This window comes from Flavobacterium sp. W22_SRS_FK3 (assembly GCF_052113665.1).
Classification (GTDB): domain Bacteria; phylum Bacteroidota; class Bacteroidia; order Flavobacteriales; family Flavobacteriaceae; genus Flavobacterium.
The window spans coordinates 106733-126047 of record NZ_JBGQOF010000009.1; the positions used below are offsets into that span (position 1 = coordinate 106733).

At 32.0% G+C, this 19315-nt stretch carries 18 protein-coding genes; 9 read left to right on the top strand and 9 right to left on the bottom strand.

Annotated elements, in window-relative coordinates:
* Nucleotides 1-12: 12 nt before the first annotated feature.
* Nucleotides 13-855 carry a DUF6268 family outer membrane beta-barrel protein gene (locus ACEN2I_RS10770; RefSeq protein WP_441766108.1) on the bottom strand — a complete coding sequence of 281 codons (843 nt, stop codon included), beginning with the start codon at nucleotides 853-855 and terminating at the stop codon, nucleotides 13-15.
* A 232-nt stretch (nucleotides 856-1087) separates the two neighbouring features.
* On the opposite strand from ACEN2I_RS10770, the gene ACEN2I_RS10775 reads away from it, so the two are divergent.
* Nucleotides 1088-2410: a DUF4270 family protein gene (locus tag ACEN2I_RS10775; RefSeq protein ID WP_441766109.1), complete on the top strand. Its 1323-nt coding sequence runs from the start codon at nucleotides 1088-1090 to the stop codon at nucleotides 2408-2410.
* Entirely contained in the window at nucleotides 2411-3646 is a 1236-nt protein-coding gene (locus ACEN2I_RS10780; RefSeq protein ID WP_441766110.1) for an aromatic hydrocarbon degradation protein, read from the top strand.
* A gap of 4 nt (nucleotides 3647-3650) precedes the next feature.
* On the opposite strand, the gene murI is transcribed toward ACEN2I_RS10780, so the two are convergent.
* Nucleotides 3651-4427: a glutamate racemase gene (gene murI / locus ACEN2I_RS10785; protein WP_441766111.1), complete on the bottom strand. Its 777-nt coding sequence runs from the start codon at nucleotides 4425-4427 to the stop codon at nucleotides 3651-3653.
* A gap of 131 nt (nucleotides 4428-4558) precedes the next feature.
* On the opposite strand from murI, the gene ACEN2I_RS10790 reads away from it, so the two are divergent.
* Both ACEN2I_RS10790 and ACEN2I_RS10795 read left to right on the top strand, forming a co-directional pair.
* Nucleotides 4559-4888 carry a DUF6660 family protein gene (locus tag ACEN2I_RS10790; protein ID WP_441766112.1) on the top strand — a complete coding sequence of 110 codons (330 nt, stop codon included), beginning with the start codon at nucleotides 4559-4561 and terminating at the stop codon, nucleotides 4886-4888.
* Nucleotides 4889-4958: 70 nt separating this feature from the next.
* Nucleotides 4959-7139, top strand: coding sequence for a TonB-dependent receptor (locus ACEN2I_RS10795; protein ID WP_441766113.1), 2181 nt, complete (start codon nucleotides 4959-4961; stop codon nucleotides 7137-7139).
* A 58-nt stretch (nucleotides 7140-7197) separates the two neighbouring features.
* Here the strand turns inward: ACEN2I_RS10795 and ACEN2I_RS10800 are convergent, their stop codons facing one another.
* The 7 genes from ACEN2I_RS10800 to ACEN2I_RS10830 form a co-directional block, all read right to left on the bottom strand.
* The gene (locus ACEN2I_RS10800; protein WP_441766114.1) at nucleotides 7198-7701 is read right to left on the bottom strand and encodes an OmpH family outer membrane protein; all 504 of its coding nucleotides are present in this window, start codon (nucleotides 7699-7701) and stop codon (nucleotides 7198-7200) included.
* Between the two features lie 14 nt (nucleotides 7702-7715).
* Nucleotides 7716-8738, bottom strand: coding sequence for an OmpH family outer membrane protein (locus ACEN2I_RS10805; RefSeq protein WP_441766115.1), 1023 nt, complete (start codon nucleotides 8736-8738; stop codon nucleotides 7716-7718).
* A 41-nt stretch (nucleotides 8739-8779) separates the two neighbouring features.
* The gene (locus ACEN2I_RS10810) at nucleotides 8780-11494 is read right to left on the bottom strand and encodes a BamA/OMP85 family outer membrane protein (RefSeq protein ID WP_441766116.1); all 2715 of its coding nucleotides are present in this window, start codon (nucleotides 11492-11494) and stop codon (nucleotides 8780-8782) included.
* Nucleotides 11427-12167 (bottom strand): isoprenyl transferase, encoded by a 741-nt coding sequence (locus ACEN2I_RS10815; protein ID WP_441766201.1) that lies wholly within the window; start codon nucleotides 12165-12167, stop codon nucleotides 11427-11429. The genes ACEN2I_RS10810 and ACEN2I_RS10815 overlap by 68 nt, the downstream gene beginning before the upstream one ends.
* 1 nt (nucleotide 12168) lies before the next feature.
* Nucleotides 12169-12852 (bottom strand): DUF6089 family protein, encoded by a 684-nt coding sequence (locus tag ACEN2I_RS10820; protein ID WP_441766117.1) that lies wholly within the window; start codon nucleotides 12850-12852, stop codon nucleotides 12169-12171.
* 173 nt (nucleotides 12853-13025) lie between these two features.
* Nucleotides 13026-13913: an NAD kinase gene (locus ACEN2I_RS10825; protein ID WP_441766118.1), complete on the bottom strand. Its 888-nt coding sequence runs from the start codon at nucleotides 13911-13913 to the stop codon at nucleotides 13026-13028.
* 96 nt (nucleotides 13914-14009) lie between these two features.
* On the bottom strand, nucleotides 14010-14669 hold the full coding sequence (locus ACEN2I_RS10830; RefSeq protein ID WP_441766119.1) for a CBS domain-containing protein: 660 nt from the start codon (nucleotides 14667-14669) through the stop codon (nucleotides 14010-14012).
* A gap of 116 nt (nucleotides 14670-14785) precedes the next feature.
* On the opposite strand from ACEN2I_RS10830, the gene ACEN2I_RS10835 reads away from it, so the two are divergent.
* The 5 genes from ACEN2I_RS10835 to ACEN2I_RS10855 all read left to right on the top strand — a co-directional run bounded on the left by ACEN2I_RS10835 (nucleotide 14786) and on the right by ACEN2I_RS10855 (nucleotide 19134).
* The gene (locus ACEN2I_RS10835) at nucleotides 14786-15499 is read left to right on the top strand and encodes a pyridoxine 5'-phosphate synthase (RefSeq protein WP_441766120.1); all 714 of its coding nucleotides are present in this window, start codon (nucleotides 14786-14788) and stop codon (nucleotides 15497-15499) included.
* A gap of 27 nt (nucleotides 15500-15526) precedes the next feature.
* Nucleotides 15527-16513, top strand: a complete 987-nt coding sequence (locus ACEN2I_RS10840; protein WP_441766121.1) for a PDDEXK nuclease domain-containing protein — start codon at nucleotides 15527-15529, stop codon at nucleotides 16511-16513.
* A gap of 20 nt (nucleotides 16514-16533) precedes the next feature.
* The gene (locus ACEN2I_RS10845; protein WP_441766122.1) at nucleotides 16534-17298 is read left to right on the top strand and encodes an alpha/beta fold hydrolase; all 765 of its coding nucleotides are present in this window, start codon (nucleotides 16534-16536) and stop codon (nucleotides 17296-17298) included.
* Between the two features lie 51 nt (nucleotides 17299-17349).
* Nucleotides 17350-17694, top strand: a complete 345-nt coding sequence (locus ACEN2I_RS10850; RefSeq protein WP_441766123.1) for a phage holin family protein — start codon at nucleotides 17350-17352, stop codon at nucleotides 17692-17694.
* A gap of 114 nt (nucleotides 17695-17808) precedes the next feature.
* The gene (locus tag ACEN2I_RS10855) at nucleotides 17809-19134 is read left to right on the top strand and encodes a trigger factor (RefSeq protein ID WP_441766124.1); all 1326 of its coding nucleotides are present in this window, start codon (nucleotides 17809-17811) and stop codon (nucleotides 19132-19134) included.
* Nucleotides 19135-19315: the final 181 nt, after the last annotated feature.

Genomic DNA, 19315 nt, shown 5'->3' on the forward strand with positions numbered 1-19315 from the left:
ATATTAATTTATTTATTGTTTGTATTTGATCCCAATGCTAAAAATGTATCCGTTACCGGTATTAAAATCATATAGTTTATGATTATTTTCGTCCAAAAGATTGTATTTTTTATCAAAATCATAACCTCCTTTAAAATTTATGAACCAGTTTGTGTCCATATTTCTTTGATATTCAAAGGAAGTTGTCATTTGGTGAGAACTAATTTTTGCTGCCGTATCGTACATAGCTACAGACTCATCCAAGTTGTAAAAACTACCATTAAAACTATTACTCATACTAAATTTGTTTCGCTCATTATTAGAATACTCTATTTTAGAATCCGGAAAACCTATTAATAAACTGCTTTGATTATTTATTTTTCCTGAAAATGACAATATAGGTATGAATTTAGGTGAACCAAACACTGTTGACCTCTCCATGCCAATATTTAAAGCTAATTTTGAATTTAACTTCTGATAAAATTGAAAACTGCCTAAAACACTTACATCCGAAAAACCTAAATTTTGCTGGAAATTAATTGTTGGCGTAACAGATAAACTGAATTTGGTCGCATCTGAAACTGTATGCGAAATTTCAAATTTGTTTTGAATCCTATTGAACTGATTAAGGTTTTCAAAATAATTATAAGTTCCTGCTTCGTACTTTATCTTAAGATTTGTGTATTCAGTTGTATTTGTAATTTCATTTTTATCGTCTATTTTTTTAGAAATAAATATGCCGGTATTTGCTTCGTTAAAATTAATTTCCTTTGTTGTTTCCGTGTTTAAATTAAAATCGGCATAAAACTTTTCTTGTGCCTGTATGCTAAAAGGGCAAACAAAAAACACTAACCAAACTAAAACCTTTGTTTTCATTGCTTTTTTAATTGGTCCAAAAGTAGGGGGCAACCAGTTTTAAAAAAAAGAAGATATATGTATGGGGGATTCTGATAGACTAAATGGCAATTTTACAGGTTTAATCAATTATTTGTTTCCATCAACCGGTTGTAGATGATTTTATGCTTTCTATAGTCTAAAAATGCGGGATTGTATATGTTATAGTGTTGTCCAGAAATGTGCCTTTTATATTTGCCCAAAAAATTGGATTATGTATAAGTTTATATTGATGTTGTTTTTTGCTTTTTCAATAGTTTCATGCGGTACAGATACAGATACCGGAGAGTTTGTCGTTGGATCTGATTATTTGGCAGTAAATAATAAAGTAATTTTAATTGACACTGTTACGGTCGAAATGTCTACAATAAATTTCGATTCTCTTATTACATCTAATCAAAGCAGGATTTTGATTGGAAACTATGACGATCCTCTTTTTGGTAAAGTAAAATCAAGCAGTTATTTTCAATTGGCACCAGATTCATATAGTTTAATTAGTGGTTCGTCTGATACTGAAGCGACAAATTATGTTTTTGATTCTATTTCCATGATCTTAAAATATGATAATTATTATTACGGAGATACGACCAAAGTGCAAACATTTAATATTCATCGATTAATTCAAAAAGTTAAACCTAATACTGATGATGATTCTTTTTATAATAATTCGGTTTTGAATTATAGTACAGAAATTTTAGGGGCCATTTCTTATAAACCAAGACCGTTAGAAAAAGACTCTATTAATATTAAAATGGATGCTGCTTTTGGTGAAGCACTTTTTTTAAAGTTTAAGAAAAGAGAGATTACAGACTTTGATAGTTTTACAGAGTATTTTAAAGGGCTCGTGCTTGTTCCTTCAACTGAAAATTCTTCAAGTGTCATTGGATTTGATTTGACAAGTAAAGTACGGTTGTATTATTCAAAATATCTTGGTGACGATGTAGATTCCTTTATAAAAGATTTTGCCATTACAGATGCTGCTAAACAATTTAATGCTGTTGCACTGGACAATACAGGTACGTTAATTCAAAATTTACCGGCCTCAAGCAGTAAATTATCAAGTTTGTTAACCAATAATCAGGGTTTTATTCAGTCAGGAACCGGAGTTGCCTGCAGAATTGATTTTCCAAACATAAAACAGCTCAAATACATATCTGATAAAGGCGCCATTGTCGATGCAGAATTGATTTTGAAACCCGTTAATAATACATACTCTGAAAAATTCCCCTTATCTGATTCATTACGTGTTTTTGTTGCTGATAAATTAAACAGGATCAGCGGTACTTTAAATAGTTCTTCCGGAACTGCTTTATATGCAAGTCTTAATAAAAAAAGTGATGAGTTTAATGAAAATGTTCAGTATTCATTGTCTCTTGGGAATTTTTTGCAGACAGAAATGCTTAAGCAGTCAGACTCTAAATCTTCGCTGGTCTTTGTTTTGCCAACCATTAATAAGGCGGTTAACAGGCTTGTTTTGGGCGATCAAAAACATTCGAATAATAAAATCCAATTGAAAATTTACTACCTCTCTTATTAAATGAAAAATAAAATCGCCTTTTTAATTTGCTTCATTTTAATATATGTAAGCTCATTTTCGCAAAGTATTTCGAGTTCTCCTTATTCCTTGTATGGATTAGGAAGTTTATATGATGCTGATTATGGTTCAATACCTTCAATTGGTTCTTCCGGAATAGCACTTCCATCGGAAACTTTTATCAATAATCTCAATCCGGCTTCATTAGGAAATTTTCCACTAAACCATTTTATGTTTGAAGTAGGCGGAAAGGCAATTGGGACAGCTTTTCAGAGCAGTTCTAAAACTGAAAAACGTAATAATTTTCAGTTTTCGCATATCGCTTTTGCATTTCCGGTTACTAAAAAAGCTGCTTTCAGTATTGCTTTGCGACCATATTCAAGCGCTTCATTTAAAATTTCAGATTTAAAATTACCTATTTCGAATACTTCAGAATATTATACTTTAAATGCTGAAGGATCAGGCGGATTAAATAATTTTGATTTTTCATACGGGTATCGCATAAGCAAAAAATTATCAATAGGACTTTCGGGAAGTGTATTGTTTGGAAATATAACTGATGAAAGAAGTTATACAATTTCAAATTCAATAACTTCAATTAATAAAAAAACAGATTACAGTGGTTTACGTACAACTTTGGGTACTCAGTATAAAATTGATTCTACTTTTACGATTGCTTCGACTTTTAAATTGCCAGCTCAGATTAAAGCTTCTAAAATTCAGTCAGTTGCCAATATAAGTAATTCAAATGAAAGTACTATAGAATCTGATGCAGCTTCTGATACAGATGACTATTATATGCCTTTAGAAATTGGTTTTGGGATTAGTAAACGCTTCAAAAACAATTTGACGATGACCTTGGATTATGAAAAAAGTTTATGGAACGATACAAATCAATCTGAATTATATGGTGATTTTGTAAATCAGGATCGTTTTGCTTTAGGATTTAGCTTTAGAAAAAATAAAGATATTAGAAGTTATTGGGATAGAGTTCAATTTGGAACAGGATTAAATTTTGATACCGGATATCTGGAAGTTGATGGAAAACGAGTCAATAATACCGCAATCTCTCTTGGGGTTTCCTTACCGGTTGACAATACGTTTTCGGTTCTTAATATTTCTTACTCTTACGGACAAAAAGGAAAAATTGGGGAAGGTTTGATAAAAGAGAATTATCATAAATTATCACTCAATTTATCACTGGACGGAATTTGGTTCGTAAAACGAAAAATAGACTAATCAGTTAAAAATCTTTTTGGATGACACTATATTTACTGTCTAAAATTGATGTTAAAACAGCAGGATTTGAATTGATATAAAAGACAGGTTCGCTTTTTTCAGTATTCGAAAATCCTACTTTTTCACGTAAAATGTTTTTGGTTTGCCTGGCCACTGCTTCTCCCGAATCAATAATTTGAATATGCTCCGGTAGTATTTTTTTAATCTGTGGAATTAAATAGGGATAATGACTGCAGCCTAAAACGAGATAATCAATATTGGCTTCAATCATGGGCCGTAAATAAGAATCTAATAAACGTGTCATTTCGGGAGAATTAAGATTACCATTTTCAATAAGCTCAACTAAACCATGTCCTATTTGTTCTATAATTTTTGTATCATGAAACATTTCAGCATTCTTGTTAAACAGCTCACTATTGAGTGTGCCTTTTGTGGCTAAGATACCAATAACCTGGGTTTTCGAATTATGAGCAGCCGGTTTTATGGCCGGTTCAATTCCTATAAACGGAATGTTATAAGCAGCACGAAGTTCTTGAATAGCGTTTGTAGTAGCTGTATTACAGGCAACAACGATTAATTTGCAGTCATTCTCAATTAAAAAATCTACATTTTTTTTACTTAAAGCAATAATTTCTTCTTTGGTTTTTTGACCGTAAGGAGCATTTTTACTATCTGCTAAATAAATGGTTTTCTCGTTTGGAAGAAGTTCGTAAATCGCGCTCCATATGGAAGTTCCTCCAATTCCAGAATCAAAAACGCCTATAGGATTGTTATTGTTCATAAAACAAAATTACATTTTTCAGAATCTAAATTCGTACTTTTTATTGTATTTTAAGTTAAATAAATTAGAAATTTTATGTAATGTGACCTACTTAATTAAACCAGTCCTGAAATATTTTTTATATTTACAACATGAAGTTTATTTGGTTTTTGTTTTCGATATATCTTGTTTCATTGTCATTGATGCCTTGTAATGACATTGATAATTGTAGCAGTTTGGCAAAAACAGAACTACATAAAAATCATCCTCAGGATCAAAAATCTGATTCTCAAAACGATCAATGTACTCCATTATGTTCCTGTGCATGCTGTGGAACCCATGGGTTTCAATTTCAAAATCACTTTTTCAAAAAAGAAAAAGATTTCAATTTTGTTGATGCTAAAAATCTAATTGATTTTTATGTTTACAACCACTACAAAACAATTTATTTGGGAATCTGGCAGCCGCCAAAATTAAGTTAAATCAGTATTGACTTTTATCCGTAGTTTCTCGCTTCGGATAGTATTAATATCTTATTTAATTTAATAACAAATGACAAAATATATATTTATTTTGGCTATGCTGATGTGTTCGTTTGCGTATAGTCAAAACACGTTAAAAGTTATCGTGAAAGATAACAAAACTCAGAAGGAATTAATTGGAGTCTCTGTTCAGATTCAAAACACTAAACTTTCCGGAATAACGGATGAAAATGGTGCGATTGAATTTAATTCAGTTGAAAACGGTGACCAAAAAATCATTTTTAATTTTTTAGGTTATGAAGAATTTTCATTAAATGTAATTTTTCCAAAACAGAATGGAAAGATTTTAAAAGTTCAATTGATTACCAGTGAAGAAGAAGAACTGGATGAGGTAGTTGTTCAGTCAACCCGAACCAGCAGAACAATTAGAAATACACCAACAAGGATCGAATCAATAGATGCTGAAGAACTCGATGAAAAAGCAAATATGAAACCTGCAAATGTTAGCATGGTTTTGCATGAAAGTACAGGTTTGCAGGTGCAGCAAACATCTGCTACAAGCGGTAATGCAAGTATTCGGGTTCAGGGACTTGACGGTCGTTATACACAGTTATTGAAAGATGGTTATGCTAACTTTGGAAATTTTGCAAGTGGTTTGAGTATTCTTGAAATTCCACCCTTGGATTTACAGCAAGTTGAGGTTATAAAAGGGCCATCTTCAACATTATATGGAGGAGGGGCAATCGCTGGTGTTATTAATTTTATCTCAAAAACACCTAAGGAAAAAGGAGAATACAATTTTATTTTGAATCAATCGAATATCACTCAGACTAATATTGGGGGATATGCATCACAACGAAAAGGTAAATTTGGATATTCGATATTAGGCTTAGTCAATTTTCAAAAGGCTTTTGATGTAGATGATGACGATTTCTCTGAAACTCCAAAATCTCATAATTTCACCATTAATCCACGTTTGTTTTATTATCCTTCAGAAAATTTGAGTTTTATGCTCGGCAATAGTTTTACTAAAACAAATATGGAAGGAGGAGATATGCATGTAATTGCAGGAGATGCAAATTTGTATCATGCTTATTTTGAAGAAAACAAAACATTTAGAAATACAACTACTTTTGAATTGGACAAAAAATTTGAAAGCCAGAGTAGCTTTAAGTTAAAACAAAGCCTTAGCTTTTTTGACAGAGTAATCAATATTCCGGATTATGAGTTTTCAGGTATAAATGTGAATGCTTTTACAGATGCATCTTATGTGATAAACAAAGAAAAGTATACTTTGATAAGCGGTGCGAATTTCGTTTATGATAATTTTGAACAAAGAAATTCAGGTGTTTTAGATGCTAAATCTTTTACTACAGGGATGTATGTTCAACATACTTGGGATGTTTCGGAAACTATCAAATTAGAAAACGGTTTGCGATTCGATAATGTGTCGTATTCAAATAATAATTTTTCTAAAAACCAAACTTTCTTTTTGCCAAAAATTTCTGCATTGTTTAAAATAAATTCACAATGGAGCAGCAGAATTGGAGCTGGATTAGGATACAAAATTCCAACTGTTTTTACAGAGCAAACTGAATCTGTTCAATATCAAAATGTCTTGGCTCTACAAAATGTTAAGGCCGAAAAAAGTATTGGAGGTACGGCAGACATAAATTATAAAGTAAATATTTTATCTGATTTGAAATTTTCTGTCAACCAAATGTTTTTTATAACAAAAATTAGTAAACCATTGGTTTTGGAAAACGATGCAGTTTATTCATTTTTTGTAAATGCATCGGATCCAGTTTTAAGCAAAGGTTTTGAAACCAATATTAAGTTAATTTTTCGGGAAGATTTTAAACTTTTTGCAGGATATACTTTTACAGATGCAACAGCCAAATATTTAAAGGGAAATCAATTTTTACCTTTACTCCCAAATAATAAAGTAAATCTGGCTTTGATTTATGAAAAGGAAAATAATTTTAAAATGGGATTAGAAGGCTATTTTACCGATGAGCAATTTTTGTATGATGGAACAAAGACACCAACATATTGGGAATTTGGCTTTATGGTCGAAAAGACTTTGTGGCGTAATTTTGCTTTCTTTATCAATTTTGAAAACTTTACCGATACACGACAAAGTAACTATAAAAGAGTTGTCAATGATCCTCATAACAAACCAACCTTTGATGATATCTGGACACATACCGAAGGATTTACGATCAATGGAGGTGTAAAAATAAAATTATAAAAAAACAAAAATGGCTCAATTTCAGTTGAGCCATTTTTTGTAATTAGAAATTTGTTTCTTAGAATCCTAAATCTTTTTTAACATCAGCAGTAATATTTGGACCATCTGCTAATAAAAGAGTTGAACCATCTAATACGTATTGGTAACCCTTAGCTTTACCAATTTTTTGGATAGAAGCTCTTACTTTTTCCATTAAAGGTTTTACGATATCAGTTTCTTTTTGTTGCAATTCTTTTTGAGCATTGTCTCTGTAATCTCCAATTCTTTTTTGCATGTCCTGAACTTCTTTAGAACGCTCATTGTTTACAGCTTCTGTAGCAGTAGCCGCTTCAGTTTCATACTTTTTGATTTTTGTTTGATACTCATCAATCATTTTTTTGTATTCAGCATCATATGTACCACTTAATTTTTGTAATTGGGTTTGAGCATCAAGCATAGCTGGCATCTTCGACATAATCTCGCTAACATCAACATGAGCTGTTTTAGCCTGCGCATTCATTGTATTGTTTGCAGTTAAAATAAGCACTGCAGCAATTAGTAAAGTTTTGATTTGTTTCATCATTTTAAAAATATTAATTAATTATTGGTCGTATTTGTTTTCTCCGTTTCTGCCTCTTTGGCTTTTTTTGCAGCTTCTCTTTCTTCCAAGATTTTTTTCTTTCTTTCTTCTAACTCTTTTTTACGCTGTTCATAAAGTCTCTGTCTTTCTTCTGCTTTATTAATATTAGGATCAACTGTCGTAGTTGTAGGCTCTATTGTTGTTGACTCTGTTGCCGGTTTAGCTGTTCCGTCAGTTTTTATTTCTTCTTCTGTTGTTGTTTTAGCAGTTTCAGAAACCGTGCCATTTTTTTTGGCAGCTTTTTCAGCAGCGATTGCGTTTCTTTTATCTTCGTATTCTTTTCTTTTAGCTTCTTGTTCTAATTTTCTATCTGCAACTAATTTTTCTCTTGCTGCTTTTCTTGCATCCAGGGCTTTTTGTCTCTCTGCCATTGCCGGATTTTCGTCAATCTCATTTTCAAGATTTTCTTTGGCTTCCTGCTGTTTTAATTGTTTTTTATTGAGCTGTTCCCTTTTTTCTGTTCTATTTAAAATACGAATAACCTGGTCACTTATATCAAATCTTTTTGCTGAAAAGAGCATGGTCAAGTCTGATGATTTATCAAAAATAAAATCATAATTCTTCGCTTCTGCAATATCCTGAACAGCTGTAAAAACCTGATCTTGTATTGGTTTTGCTAAAGATGCTTTTTGATGCATTAAATTTCCGTCAACTCCAAATTGCTTTTGTTGATATTCCAGCATTTCATTTTCCAGAAATTTAATTTCCGTTTCCCTTTCTTCAATAAGTTCTTTTGTAAGTAGCGCTTTTTCAGTTTTAAGACTTTCTTTTAATTTATTTATCTCTAATTTTTTGGTTTCAATTTCCTGTTTCCATTTAGTCGCTTTTAGTTCTAATTGAGATTTAGCTTCTTTGTAATCAGAAACATTTTCTAAAATATATTCCATGTCGATATAGCCAATTCTAGTCGATCTTGTTTGTGCCTGACTTGTATTCGCTACAATCGAGGCTAAAAATATAAATAAAAATTGTTTTCTCATAGATTAACTTTATTTCAAATTTTCAACCAAATATCTTCTTTTTAAAATTGTTGTCCAATAATAAAATGGATTTCCTGTCCATGTGCTTTGGTTTCATTTGGCTGCGCATCAAAACCGTAACCAAAATCAATACCCAATAATCCAAACGCAGGCATAAATACACGTAAACCAAAACCGGCGGAACGATATAAATCAAACGGGTTGTAGTTTTGAAATCCATTATAAGATGAACCAGCTTCTAAAAATGTTAAAGCATAAATTGATGCTGATGGTTTAAGTGTAATAGGGTAACGTAACTCCATAGAGAATTTATTATAGATTGTTGCTCCAACTTGTTGCCCGTTTACAGTCGGTGACAAAGAGTTGTTTTCATAACCTCTTAATCCAATTGTTTCTCTACCGTCCATAGAATAGTTCGCCATACCATCTCCACCTAAATAAAATCGTTCAAAAGGCACAATACCTCTGTCCTGATTATAGGCCCCCATGAAACCAAACTCGGTTAATGTTCTTAAAACTAATTTTCCATATATTTTATTATACCAGTCTGCTTTAAATTTGATTTTATAATATTCAAGCCAATTGTATTTTTGCTGATCTACTTTTGCCTGATCAGTTGCAGCCTCTTGAGGTGTACTTACCTTATTGCCATCTGTGTTAATATAATCATTTGGCTTTACTAATACACCATCTGTTCCGTAATATTCAGTAGTAGATTTTGCTTTATACTCATCTTTCTCCCCTAACGTTGAATAATCTACTCCATTAAACAAAGAATAAGGAGGAGTTACTTTTGCAGAAACACTAAATTCTGATCCATAAGTTGGGAATATCGGATTAACCCCTTTGTTGCTTCTTGTAAGACCAACAGTATATGCCAAATTTCTCGATGCTCCATTACCGAAAGTAAATAATCCTGTAAAATAATTATTCAAATCATAATGTTGGTAACTTATAGATTGGGATAATACAAAATAATCGTCCGGAACTGTTAATCTTTTAGCAAGTCCAACTTGTAAAGTAAGGATGTTAAAACTTTGATCTTTATTTACATTATTCCCATAACTGTAATTGAACTGTTTGCTATAAGAAATAGAGGAACTAAATTGTACCGGTTTTTTTCCTCCAAACCAAGGCTCTGAGAATGACACACTATAAGTCTGGAAATAAGTACTACCCTGTAAACGTAAGGATACTTTTTGACCATCTCCCATTGGTAATGGCTTGTAAGCTTCCTTCTTAAACATATTTCTTGCCGAAAAATTATTAAAAGACAGACCTAAGGTTCCTATGAAACCTCCACCGCCATATCCTCCTTGTAATTCTACCTGACTTGAACCTTTTTCAACCAGATTATATTCAATATCTACCGTTCCGGCTGCAGCATCTACATTTTTAAACTTAGGATCAATTGATTCAGGGTCGAAAAATCCCAATTGGCCAATCTCACGAATAGTCCTTACCAGTAATTCTTTACTGTATTTCTCTCCCGGTTTTGTTCTTAATTCACGATAAATAACATGGTCATTTGTTTTATCATTTCCTACTACTGATATCTTGTTGAAATAAGCAATAGGTCCTTCGGTAATCCTGATTTCAAAATCAATAGTATCATTTGCCGTTCTTACCTCTACTGCATTTATATTAGAAAACAAATATCCGTTGTTTTGGTATAAATTTGTAATATCTTCACCGTCTGGTTTAGTTTTATCTGCTATTCTTTTTTCCAGTAAAACGCCATTGTAGGTCTCTCCTTTTTTAATTCCTAAATAACGATTAAGCTGTTGATCTGAATAAACAGTATTACCTAAAAACTTAATATTTCCGAAGTAGTATTTATTACCTTCTTCCAGATTAATTTTGATAGCAAGCATGTTTTTTTCTTTATTATAGGTGACCGAGTCATATATAATACGTGCATCACGATATCCTTTTTCTTTATAAGCAGCAATAACTTTTTCTAAGTCAGTTTTGTATTTTTCAGGAATAAATTTTGAAGCTTTCAGGACACGGAAAATGTTTTTTTGTTTGGTGTCTTTCATAGCTCTTCTTAACTGAGTGTCTGTAAGTTGTTCATTGCCTGTGAAATCAATACTGCTGATCTTTACCTTATCACCTTTGTCAATCCGGACAAGCATGTTTACGTTGTTTCCAGCAATGGTATCAGGAGTAGTTGTAATAGTAACTTTTGTGTTATAAAATCCGTCTTTTTTATATTTGTTTTCGATGTAATTTTTTGTCGTAGTGATTAAATTTTCGTTTACAATCTTGCTTTTTGTCAGGTTGTTGTCTTTTATAAGGCCTTCTACCTTGCTCTTTTTAATGCCAACAAATTTTACTTCGTTTAGCTTAGGCAGTTCAACTATGTTTAAGTCTAAAAAAATACTGTCATTTTCAACTTTATTTACATAAAAAGCAATTTCATCAAAGAGACCAAGTTTTCCTAATTTTTTGATTGCACTACTAATTTCTTCACCTGGAATAGTGATTTCCTGTCCTTTTTGAAGGCCGGAAAATGTTACTACGGTTTGTTCATTGAAGCTTATTTTACCAACAACAGAAACTTTTGCAAGAATGTATTTTTTTCCCTGATCAAAAGGAATTCTTTCTTGAGCTTTAATTTGAGAAAAACTACCCAAAAGAAATAGGGTAAGTACTAATTGTATTCTTTTTTGTAACACTAAAATATTATTTAATTTGTTCACTGGTTTTTCCAAATCTACGTTCTCTTTTTTGATAACTAATGATAGCCTCATATAAATCTTGTTCTTTAAAGTCTGGCCAGAGTACATCAGTAAAATATAGTTCTGCATAGGCAATTTGCCATAACAAAAAATTACTTATTCTGTGTTCTCCACTTGTTCGTATTAATAAATCTACATCAGGTAAATTTTGCGTGTAAAGATGCTCATTTATAATTGAATCGTCAATAGTGTCTAATGAAATTATATTATTTTTAACTTTATCACTGATGATTCTGACGGCATTTATCAATTCTTCTCTTGATCCGTAACTTAAGGCTAATGTTAGTGTTAGGCGGGTATTGTTTTTGGTTTTTTCGATAACATCCATTAACTCTTTTTGAGCATTCTTTGGTAACTTATCAAGATTTCCAATAGCATTAAGTCTTATATTGTTTTCCTGCAAAGTTGTAAGTTCTTTTCTTAATGAATTGATCAGCAATTTCATTAATGCCTCGACTTCCAATTTTGGTCGATTCCAGTTTTCTGTAGAAAAAGCATATAAGGTTAGAAACTCAATGCCTAGTTTAGCACATGTTTTAATAGTTTCCTTAACTGATTTAGTACCATTTTCATGACCAAAGGCACGAAGAAAGCCTTGTTGTTTCGCCCAGCGACCATTCCCGTCCATAATAATGGCAAGATGTCTGGGTAATTTTGTGTTATCTATAGATTCTAATAAATTCATTTTATTCTGCGCAATAGCATGGTTTTTGTCCAAAGGTATATGTTAAGGTTACTCCAGTAAAAACATACCAGTCATTATTGTTTAAATTGCCAAAACGATTATCTGATAAAGAATCATCTTTAGGAAAGCTTCCGTCAATATCGTCTGTAAAAGTATATCTGGCTCCAATTTCGGCTGCTAAAACAAAATTTCGGCTGATGTTTGATTTTATCCCTAATATAATAGGTATAGCAAATGAGCTTGAGCGTTTATTTTTTTCGGTAATTCCGTTTTCTATATATAATTGATCATATTTAAAATAATTGATACCAGAAAATATATAAGGTGTAATTTTTTGATCCCAATTGTGTAAATTAAAGTCAAAGAAATTAAATTCTAATCCGGCAGAAAGTTCTTTTATATTGTTTTGAAAATTAAAGCCTCTTTTATTTCGTGAAGCCTCATTTGAGTCTAAGTCGTTTCCTGTAACTGTAGATTGTGTGTATGAAAAACGATATGAATGGCGTGGACTTTTGTTCCATTTGTACAATACACCAATTGCCAGTTTTTCAGGAGCTATATATGTAGTGCTCCCAACATCTCCAACAAAGTTGCTTCCACCAAGAAAAACACCAATCTCATGAATTTGAGCATTAAGTGTAATAAAGGGAAAAAAACATAACAATAAATTAAAAATTTTCTTCATTTAATTCAAAATTGCGTGCAAATATAATAATTATCAATACGAATCAACGTTCCTTTGGTTAAATGTGTCTTTTTTTAAATTTACTATATGATTTTGAGACATTTAATGAAGATTCGATATATGCTAAACGAGAAAAAGTACTAATATCGTATAGTTGGAATTTCTAAAAGTGTTTAATTTCTTTTGTCTTCTCCCCAAAGCAATTTTTTCCTGAGTGTTTTTAAGAAAGTCTCACCTGGAATTTCAACCATTTTAATTTTAAAGCCTGTTTTTTTAATGGTTAAAACTGATTCGTTTTTTATCGATGCAATTCGGGAATCTAATGATACTAAATATTGATCCTCTCTTCCGGATATACGAAGTTTGATTTCAGTATCATCAGGTATAACTAATGGTCTTGCATTTAGATTATGAGGAGCAATGGGTGTAATTACCAGGCTTTTTACATCAGGCGTTAATATTGGTCCGCCACAACTCAATGAATATCCTGTTGAACCTGTTGGCGTTGAGAGAATAAGGCCATCTGCCCAATACGAGTTCAAATATTCATTATTTAAGTAGGTTTCAACAGTAATCATCGAAGTGGTGTCTTTTCGGCTAACGGTAACTTCGTTCATGGCAAAATTTAAATCATCTTCGATAGCATTATTTTTCGGATCGCAGGTAATGCTTAATAAAGTTCTTTCTGAGGTTGTGTAGTTTTTGTCAATTACAAATTGTAAAAAGCCATCAATGCTTTCTTTTGGAACAGTCGCCAGAAAACCTAATCTCCCTGCATTGATTCCTAAAATTGGAACACCGGAATTACGAACTAAAGTAGCGGCTCTTAAAATCGTTCCGTCACCACCAATACTGATCAACATTTCAAAACTATCATCGAGTTCTGTTTTTGATGAGAAAGTTTTATATTCTTTTGTAATTAATTGTTTCTCATAAAGCATTTTCAGAAAGTTATCTTCAATGACCATTTCGACATTATTTTTGTTGAAAAATACAAAAATATCTTTGATTATGGGTTCGGTACTGTTTTGGTAATACTGTCCGTAAATGGCTACTTTCATTTTTTTAAATTAGCTAATGAGTTAATTAGAAAATTAGACAATTTTCAGTTCATTCAGTAATTATCTAATTGACTGATTATCTAAATTATCTAATTTTTATATATTAAGGTATTTGTCTAGATAATCAGAACGTTCTTTTAAACTGTTAATATAAGTATCTTCCTGATGTTCTGAGATAATTTCGTAATTGTATCTTCTGAAAGTCTGAATTATTTCGTTCATTGGACCAACCCCAATTTTTACTGTAATATGAACATTTTCTAAATCGGCTTCAGATATAAAACAGCCTAAAATCTTACCATTATTACTTTCTACGATTTGGGTTACCTGACCCATAGAATAATCTAAAAGCCCTTTTTGAACAATAATGATACCACCTTGCTCTTTTAGAAATGGGGTTTCCTGAAAAAATTTCATGATATCTTCCATTTCATAATATCCTGTGTAAGCATTATTTTCGTCAAGTACCGGAATTACGTTCGTGTGATTTTTAGCAAAAATTTCTAAAACATCCAGCCAGATCATCGATTTTCGGGCAAAAAAGCGCTCTAATGTATATTTGTAATCAATAATTTTCTTGTCAGTATCAAATGTTTCAACATCATCAGAAGCAATGCTTCCTATAAAAGTTCCGTTTTCTAAAATAGGGAAATGAGAAAAACTTAAGTCGGAAAAAAAGTCCTGAACTGAGGCTATCGTTTCCTGACTGTCGATTGCTCTAAAATCGTTGGTGATATAGTTGGTAATTTCTGTCATAAGTAGTTTGAAGATATTTGATGCAAAATAATCAAAAAATAGCAAAAAACGCTACGTTTTACTTTGTATTTTTGTCATTACAAATATAATGTTACTAGAATTAATAATCTATTTATATGACAAAGTTAAGTGTAAATATCAATAAAATTGCTACCCTGAGAAATGCGAGAGGGGGAAATGTTCCTGATTTATTAAAAGTTGCCACAGATATTCAGAATTTTGGAGGTCAGGGAATCACAATTCATCCACGTCCTGACGAACGTCATATACGGTATCAGGACGCACGTGATTTAAAGGCAATCGTACATACAGAATATAATATCGAAGGCAATCCACAGCATAATTTTATTGATTTGGTATTGGAATGTAAGCCTGATCAGGTGACCTTGGTTCCAGATGCCATTGGTGCTATAACTTCTTCTGCAGGTTGGGATACCAATAAAAACCAATCTTATTTGTCTGAAGTTATTCAGGAATTCCAGCGTAACGGAATCAGAACTTCAATTTTCGTAGATCCCGTCTTGGAAATGATTGAAGGAGCTCAAAAAACGGGAACTGACAGAGTCGAATTATATACGGAATCTTTTGCTCATGAATATGCTTTAGGCAATAAAAACGGAATCGATTCTTATATTAAAGCAGCAGAATTAGCAAATGAATTAGGTTTGGGAATCAATGCAGGACACGATTTAAGTTTAGATAATATTCAATTTTTCAAACAAAATATTCCGGGTTTACTGGAAGTTTCAATTGGCCATGCTTTAATTGCTGAGGCACTTTATCTTGGTTTGGATAATGTAGTTAATATGTATTTAAATAAGTTGAAGTAAGGTTTTAAACTTTAAAATAGTTTTGAAATGGTTATAAATCAAGCTCTATTGTTTTCTGAAATAAAAGAAATTATTCTACAATCTCGTCAGCGTGTTTTTAGGATTGCAAATTCTGCGTTACTTGAAACCTATTGGCAAATAGGAAAGTTAATTGTTGAAGATGACCAGCAAGGCAAAGAGCGTGCAGACTATGGAAAATCTATTTTAAAGAATCTTGCAAATCAGCTTACTCTTGAATTTGGGAAAGGGTTTGATGAACGGAATTTAAATAACATGCGTGCTTTTTATAAGGCTTTTCCAATTTGGAACGCATTGCGTACGGAATTAAGCTGGACACATTATCGATTATTGTCCAGATTAAATTCTGAAGAAAAAAGCCAATATTATCTGAATGAGAGTATTCAAAATAATTGGAGCAGCAGAACTTTGCAAAGACAGATAAATTCTTTGGCTTTTGAACGTGTTTTAGAGCATAAAACTAAAGAAACACATCCTGAAACAATTCAAAATTTAATTAAAGATCCCTATATTTTTGAGTTTTTAGGATTGCCATCAGATATTAAAAATTCTGAACGAAATATAGAAAACTCAATAATAAATCATTTGCAAGAATTTTTGTTGGAATTTGGTAAAGGTTTTGCTTTTGTTGCAAGGCAGCAGCATATTGTAACTGATACTTCAGATTTTTATATTGACTTAGTTTTTTACAACTATATTCTTAAATGCTTTGTAATTATTGATCTCAAAACAGGTTCATTATCTCATCAAGATATTGGTCAAATCGATATGTATGTGCGTATGTATGATGATTTGAAGAAAAGTGAATCTGATCAGTCTACTATTGGAATATTGCTTTGTTCAGAAAAAGACGAAACAATTGTAAAATATTCTGTTTTGGCAGATAAAAAAAGTGTTTTTGCTAGTCAATATTTGTTATACATGCCAAAAGAGGAAGATCTGAAGGCTTTAATTGAAAGTGATATTCAGAGATTCGAATTAGATAAAGAAAATTAATTATTTTTAAATAATAAAAAATGTTATACTCAAAAATAGAAGGTAACGGGAAACCATTTATCATCATGCACGGATTTCTTGGCATGTCTGACAACTGGAAAACACTTGCCGGACAATATGTTGAAGCCGGATTTCAGGTTCATGTTTTAGATTTACGAAACCATGGCCGCAGTTTACATTCAGATGAATGGAGTTATGAAGTTATGGTTCAGGATGTGTTTGAATATTGCCAGGGCAATCAATTAAAAAAAATAGATATTTTAGGACATTCAATGGGCGGAAAAGTAGCGATGCTTTTTGCAACAAAGCATCCTGAAATAGTTGACAAATTAATTGTCGCAGATATTGGACCAAAATTTTATAAACAGCATCATCAGGATATTTTGGCAGGATTAAATGCCGTTGATTTTTCTGTAAAACCAAGCCGAAATGATGTAGAAGAAATTGTAGCGCAATACGTTCCGGATTTTGGAACACGTCAGTTTTTATTAAAAAGTTTATACTGGGCAGCGCCTGGACAATTGGCTTTCAGATTCAATTTGGAAGTTTTTAATAATAATCTGGAAGCGATCGGAAAAGCATTGCCTGAAGGTCTGGTTTTTGTTAAACCTACTTTATTTATTAGGGGAGGAGAATCAGGATATGTTCCGGATTCTGATTTTGATTCAATTCGGGTGCATTTTCCAAATGCTGCCTTCGAAACGATTCCAAATGCAGGACACTGGCTTCATGCCGAAAATCCTAAACTGTTTTTTGAGCTTACCACTTCATTTTTAAAAGAATAATTTGTTGCTGAAATTTTTAGTACTTTTATTAAAACTTTAAACCTAAAAAATATGAATCTATTACTCAGACTTCTTGTTACTGCAGTGCTGGTATTGTTAATTGCCAATTTTCTGCCAGGAGTTCATGTTGCCAGTTTTACCACAGCCGTAATCGTTGCGGTGGTTTTGGGATTATTAAATCTTTTTATAAAACCAATTTTAGTCATTCTCACATTGCCAGTCACAGTGGTGACGTTAGGCTTGTTTTTATTGGTAATTAACGCTATTATTATTTTGTTGTGTACTAATATAGTAGGAGGTTTTGCAGTTGATACATTCTGGACAGCTTTATTCTTCAGCATCATCTTGTCCATTCTTCAGTCTATTACTTATAAAATAGTAGGAGACGATAAATAATCGAAATAAAAGTGGGTTAAAAACCGCTTCAAATACAATAGATTAAAACTTGGTTGGGTTGCAAAAATTTTATAATTTTGCAACCCAATTTTATTATGTAAATTAAAGAAGAAGATGGATATTAAAAGAATAGCAAAAGACGCTGTGAATGAAACGATTGTAATGACAGTTGTTCACATGGATTATAAAGGTCAGGTAGCAAAAAGAATAAACGAAAAAATGCCATTGGCTACCGTGAAAGGTTTTAGAAAAGGACAAGTACCTAAAGACCTTGTTGCAAAACAATACGGAAAAGCAATCAAACAGGAAGAAGTTAAGAAAGTAGTTGATTTGGCTTTAGAGCGTTTTGTTCAATCTGAAAGATTAAATCTTTTAGGAACTCCTCTTCCTGTAGAAAACGAAAATTTTGACTGGGATGCTGAAGAACTAACTTTCGAGTACGAAATTGGTTTGGTTCCGAACTTTGAAATTAATTTAGAAGCAGAAAACAATATCGTAAAATATATCGTTACTGCTGATGATAAGCTAATCGACGGACAAGTAGAGCGTATCCAAAAACAATTTGGAAAAGCAAATCCTGTTGAAAAAATCACAGCTGATTCTGATGTTACAGGGACTTTCGTAAACGCAGAAAACGGAATCGATAATAAAACCACTTTTTCATTATCAGTTTTCAAAGATAAAAAGACAGCTGATTCATTTATCGGGAAAGAAGTTGGTGATGTAGTTACGGTAAACACAAAAGGTTTATTCGAAGATGATCACCAATTGATGGATTATTTAAAAGTAGGTCACGATAATGTTCATGATTTAGCAGTTGATGTAGCTTTTACAGTTGAAGCAATCAATGTTTCTGAACCAGCAGAATTAAACCAGGAGTTATTCGATAAACTTTTTGGTGAAGGAAAAGTAGCTTCATTAGAAGATTTGAAAGCTAAAATCAAAGAAGATGCTGAGGCACAATTCGCACAACAGGCAGATCAAAAATTATTATTGGACGTTCAGGATTTCCTAATCGAAAGCACTAAATTTGATTTACCGGCTGAGTTTCTTAAAAAATGGTTGCAAACTGTTGGAGAGAAAAAACTTTCTGCAGAAGAAGCCGAAGCTGAATACGCAAGATCTGAAAAAGGATTACGTTTTCAATTGATCGAAGGAAAAGCAATGGCTCAAAGCAATATTCAAATTACTTTTGAAGATTTGAAATCTTTCACAACAAAAAACATCAGGCAACAAATGGCTCAATTTGGACAAACAAATCCAACTGACGAAGAAGTTCAGGGAATTGTTGCCAGAGTTTTATCTAACCAGGAAGAAGTGAAAAGACTTTCTGAGCAGGTTGTGGCTGAAAAATTATTGGAAGTGTTCAAAGAAAAAGCAAATCCAACAACTAAAGAAGTGACTTATGAAGAATTTATTGCTGCGTCTTACGGAGAATAATTTCTGAAAAATAATTATATTTGAGCGTCAATTGAAATTTTCTTTTGACGCTCTTTTGTTTCAATTTATATTTTGATTACTTTTCAGCAGCTAATCCAGCTATTCGTTACAAGTTTTTTCATGTACGCCTTTTTTTGTAAGGCCAAAAAAAGAGCTTCCGCTGGTCGCTTTTTTTTACCAA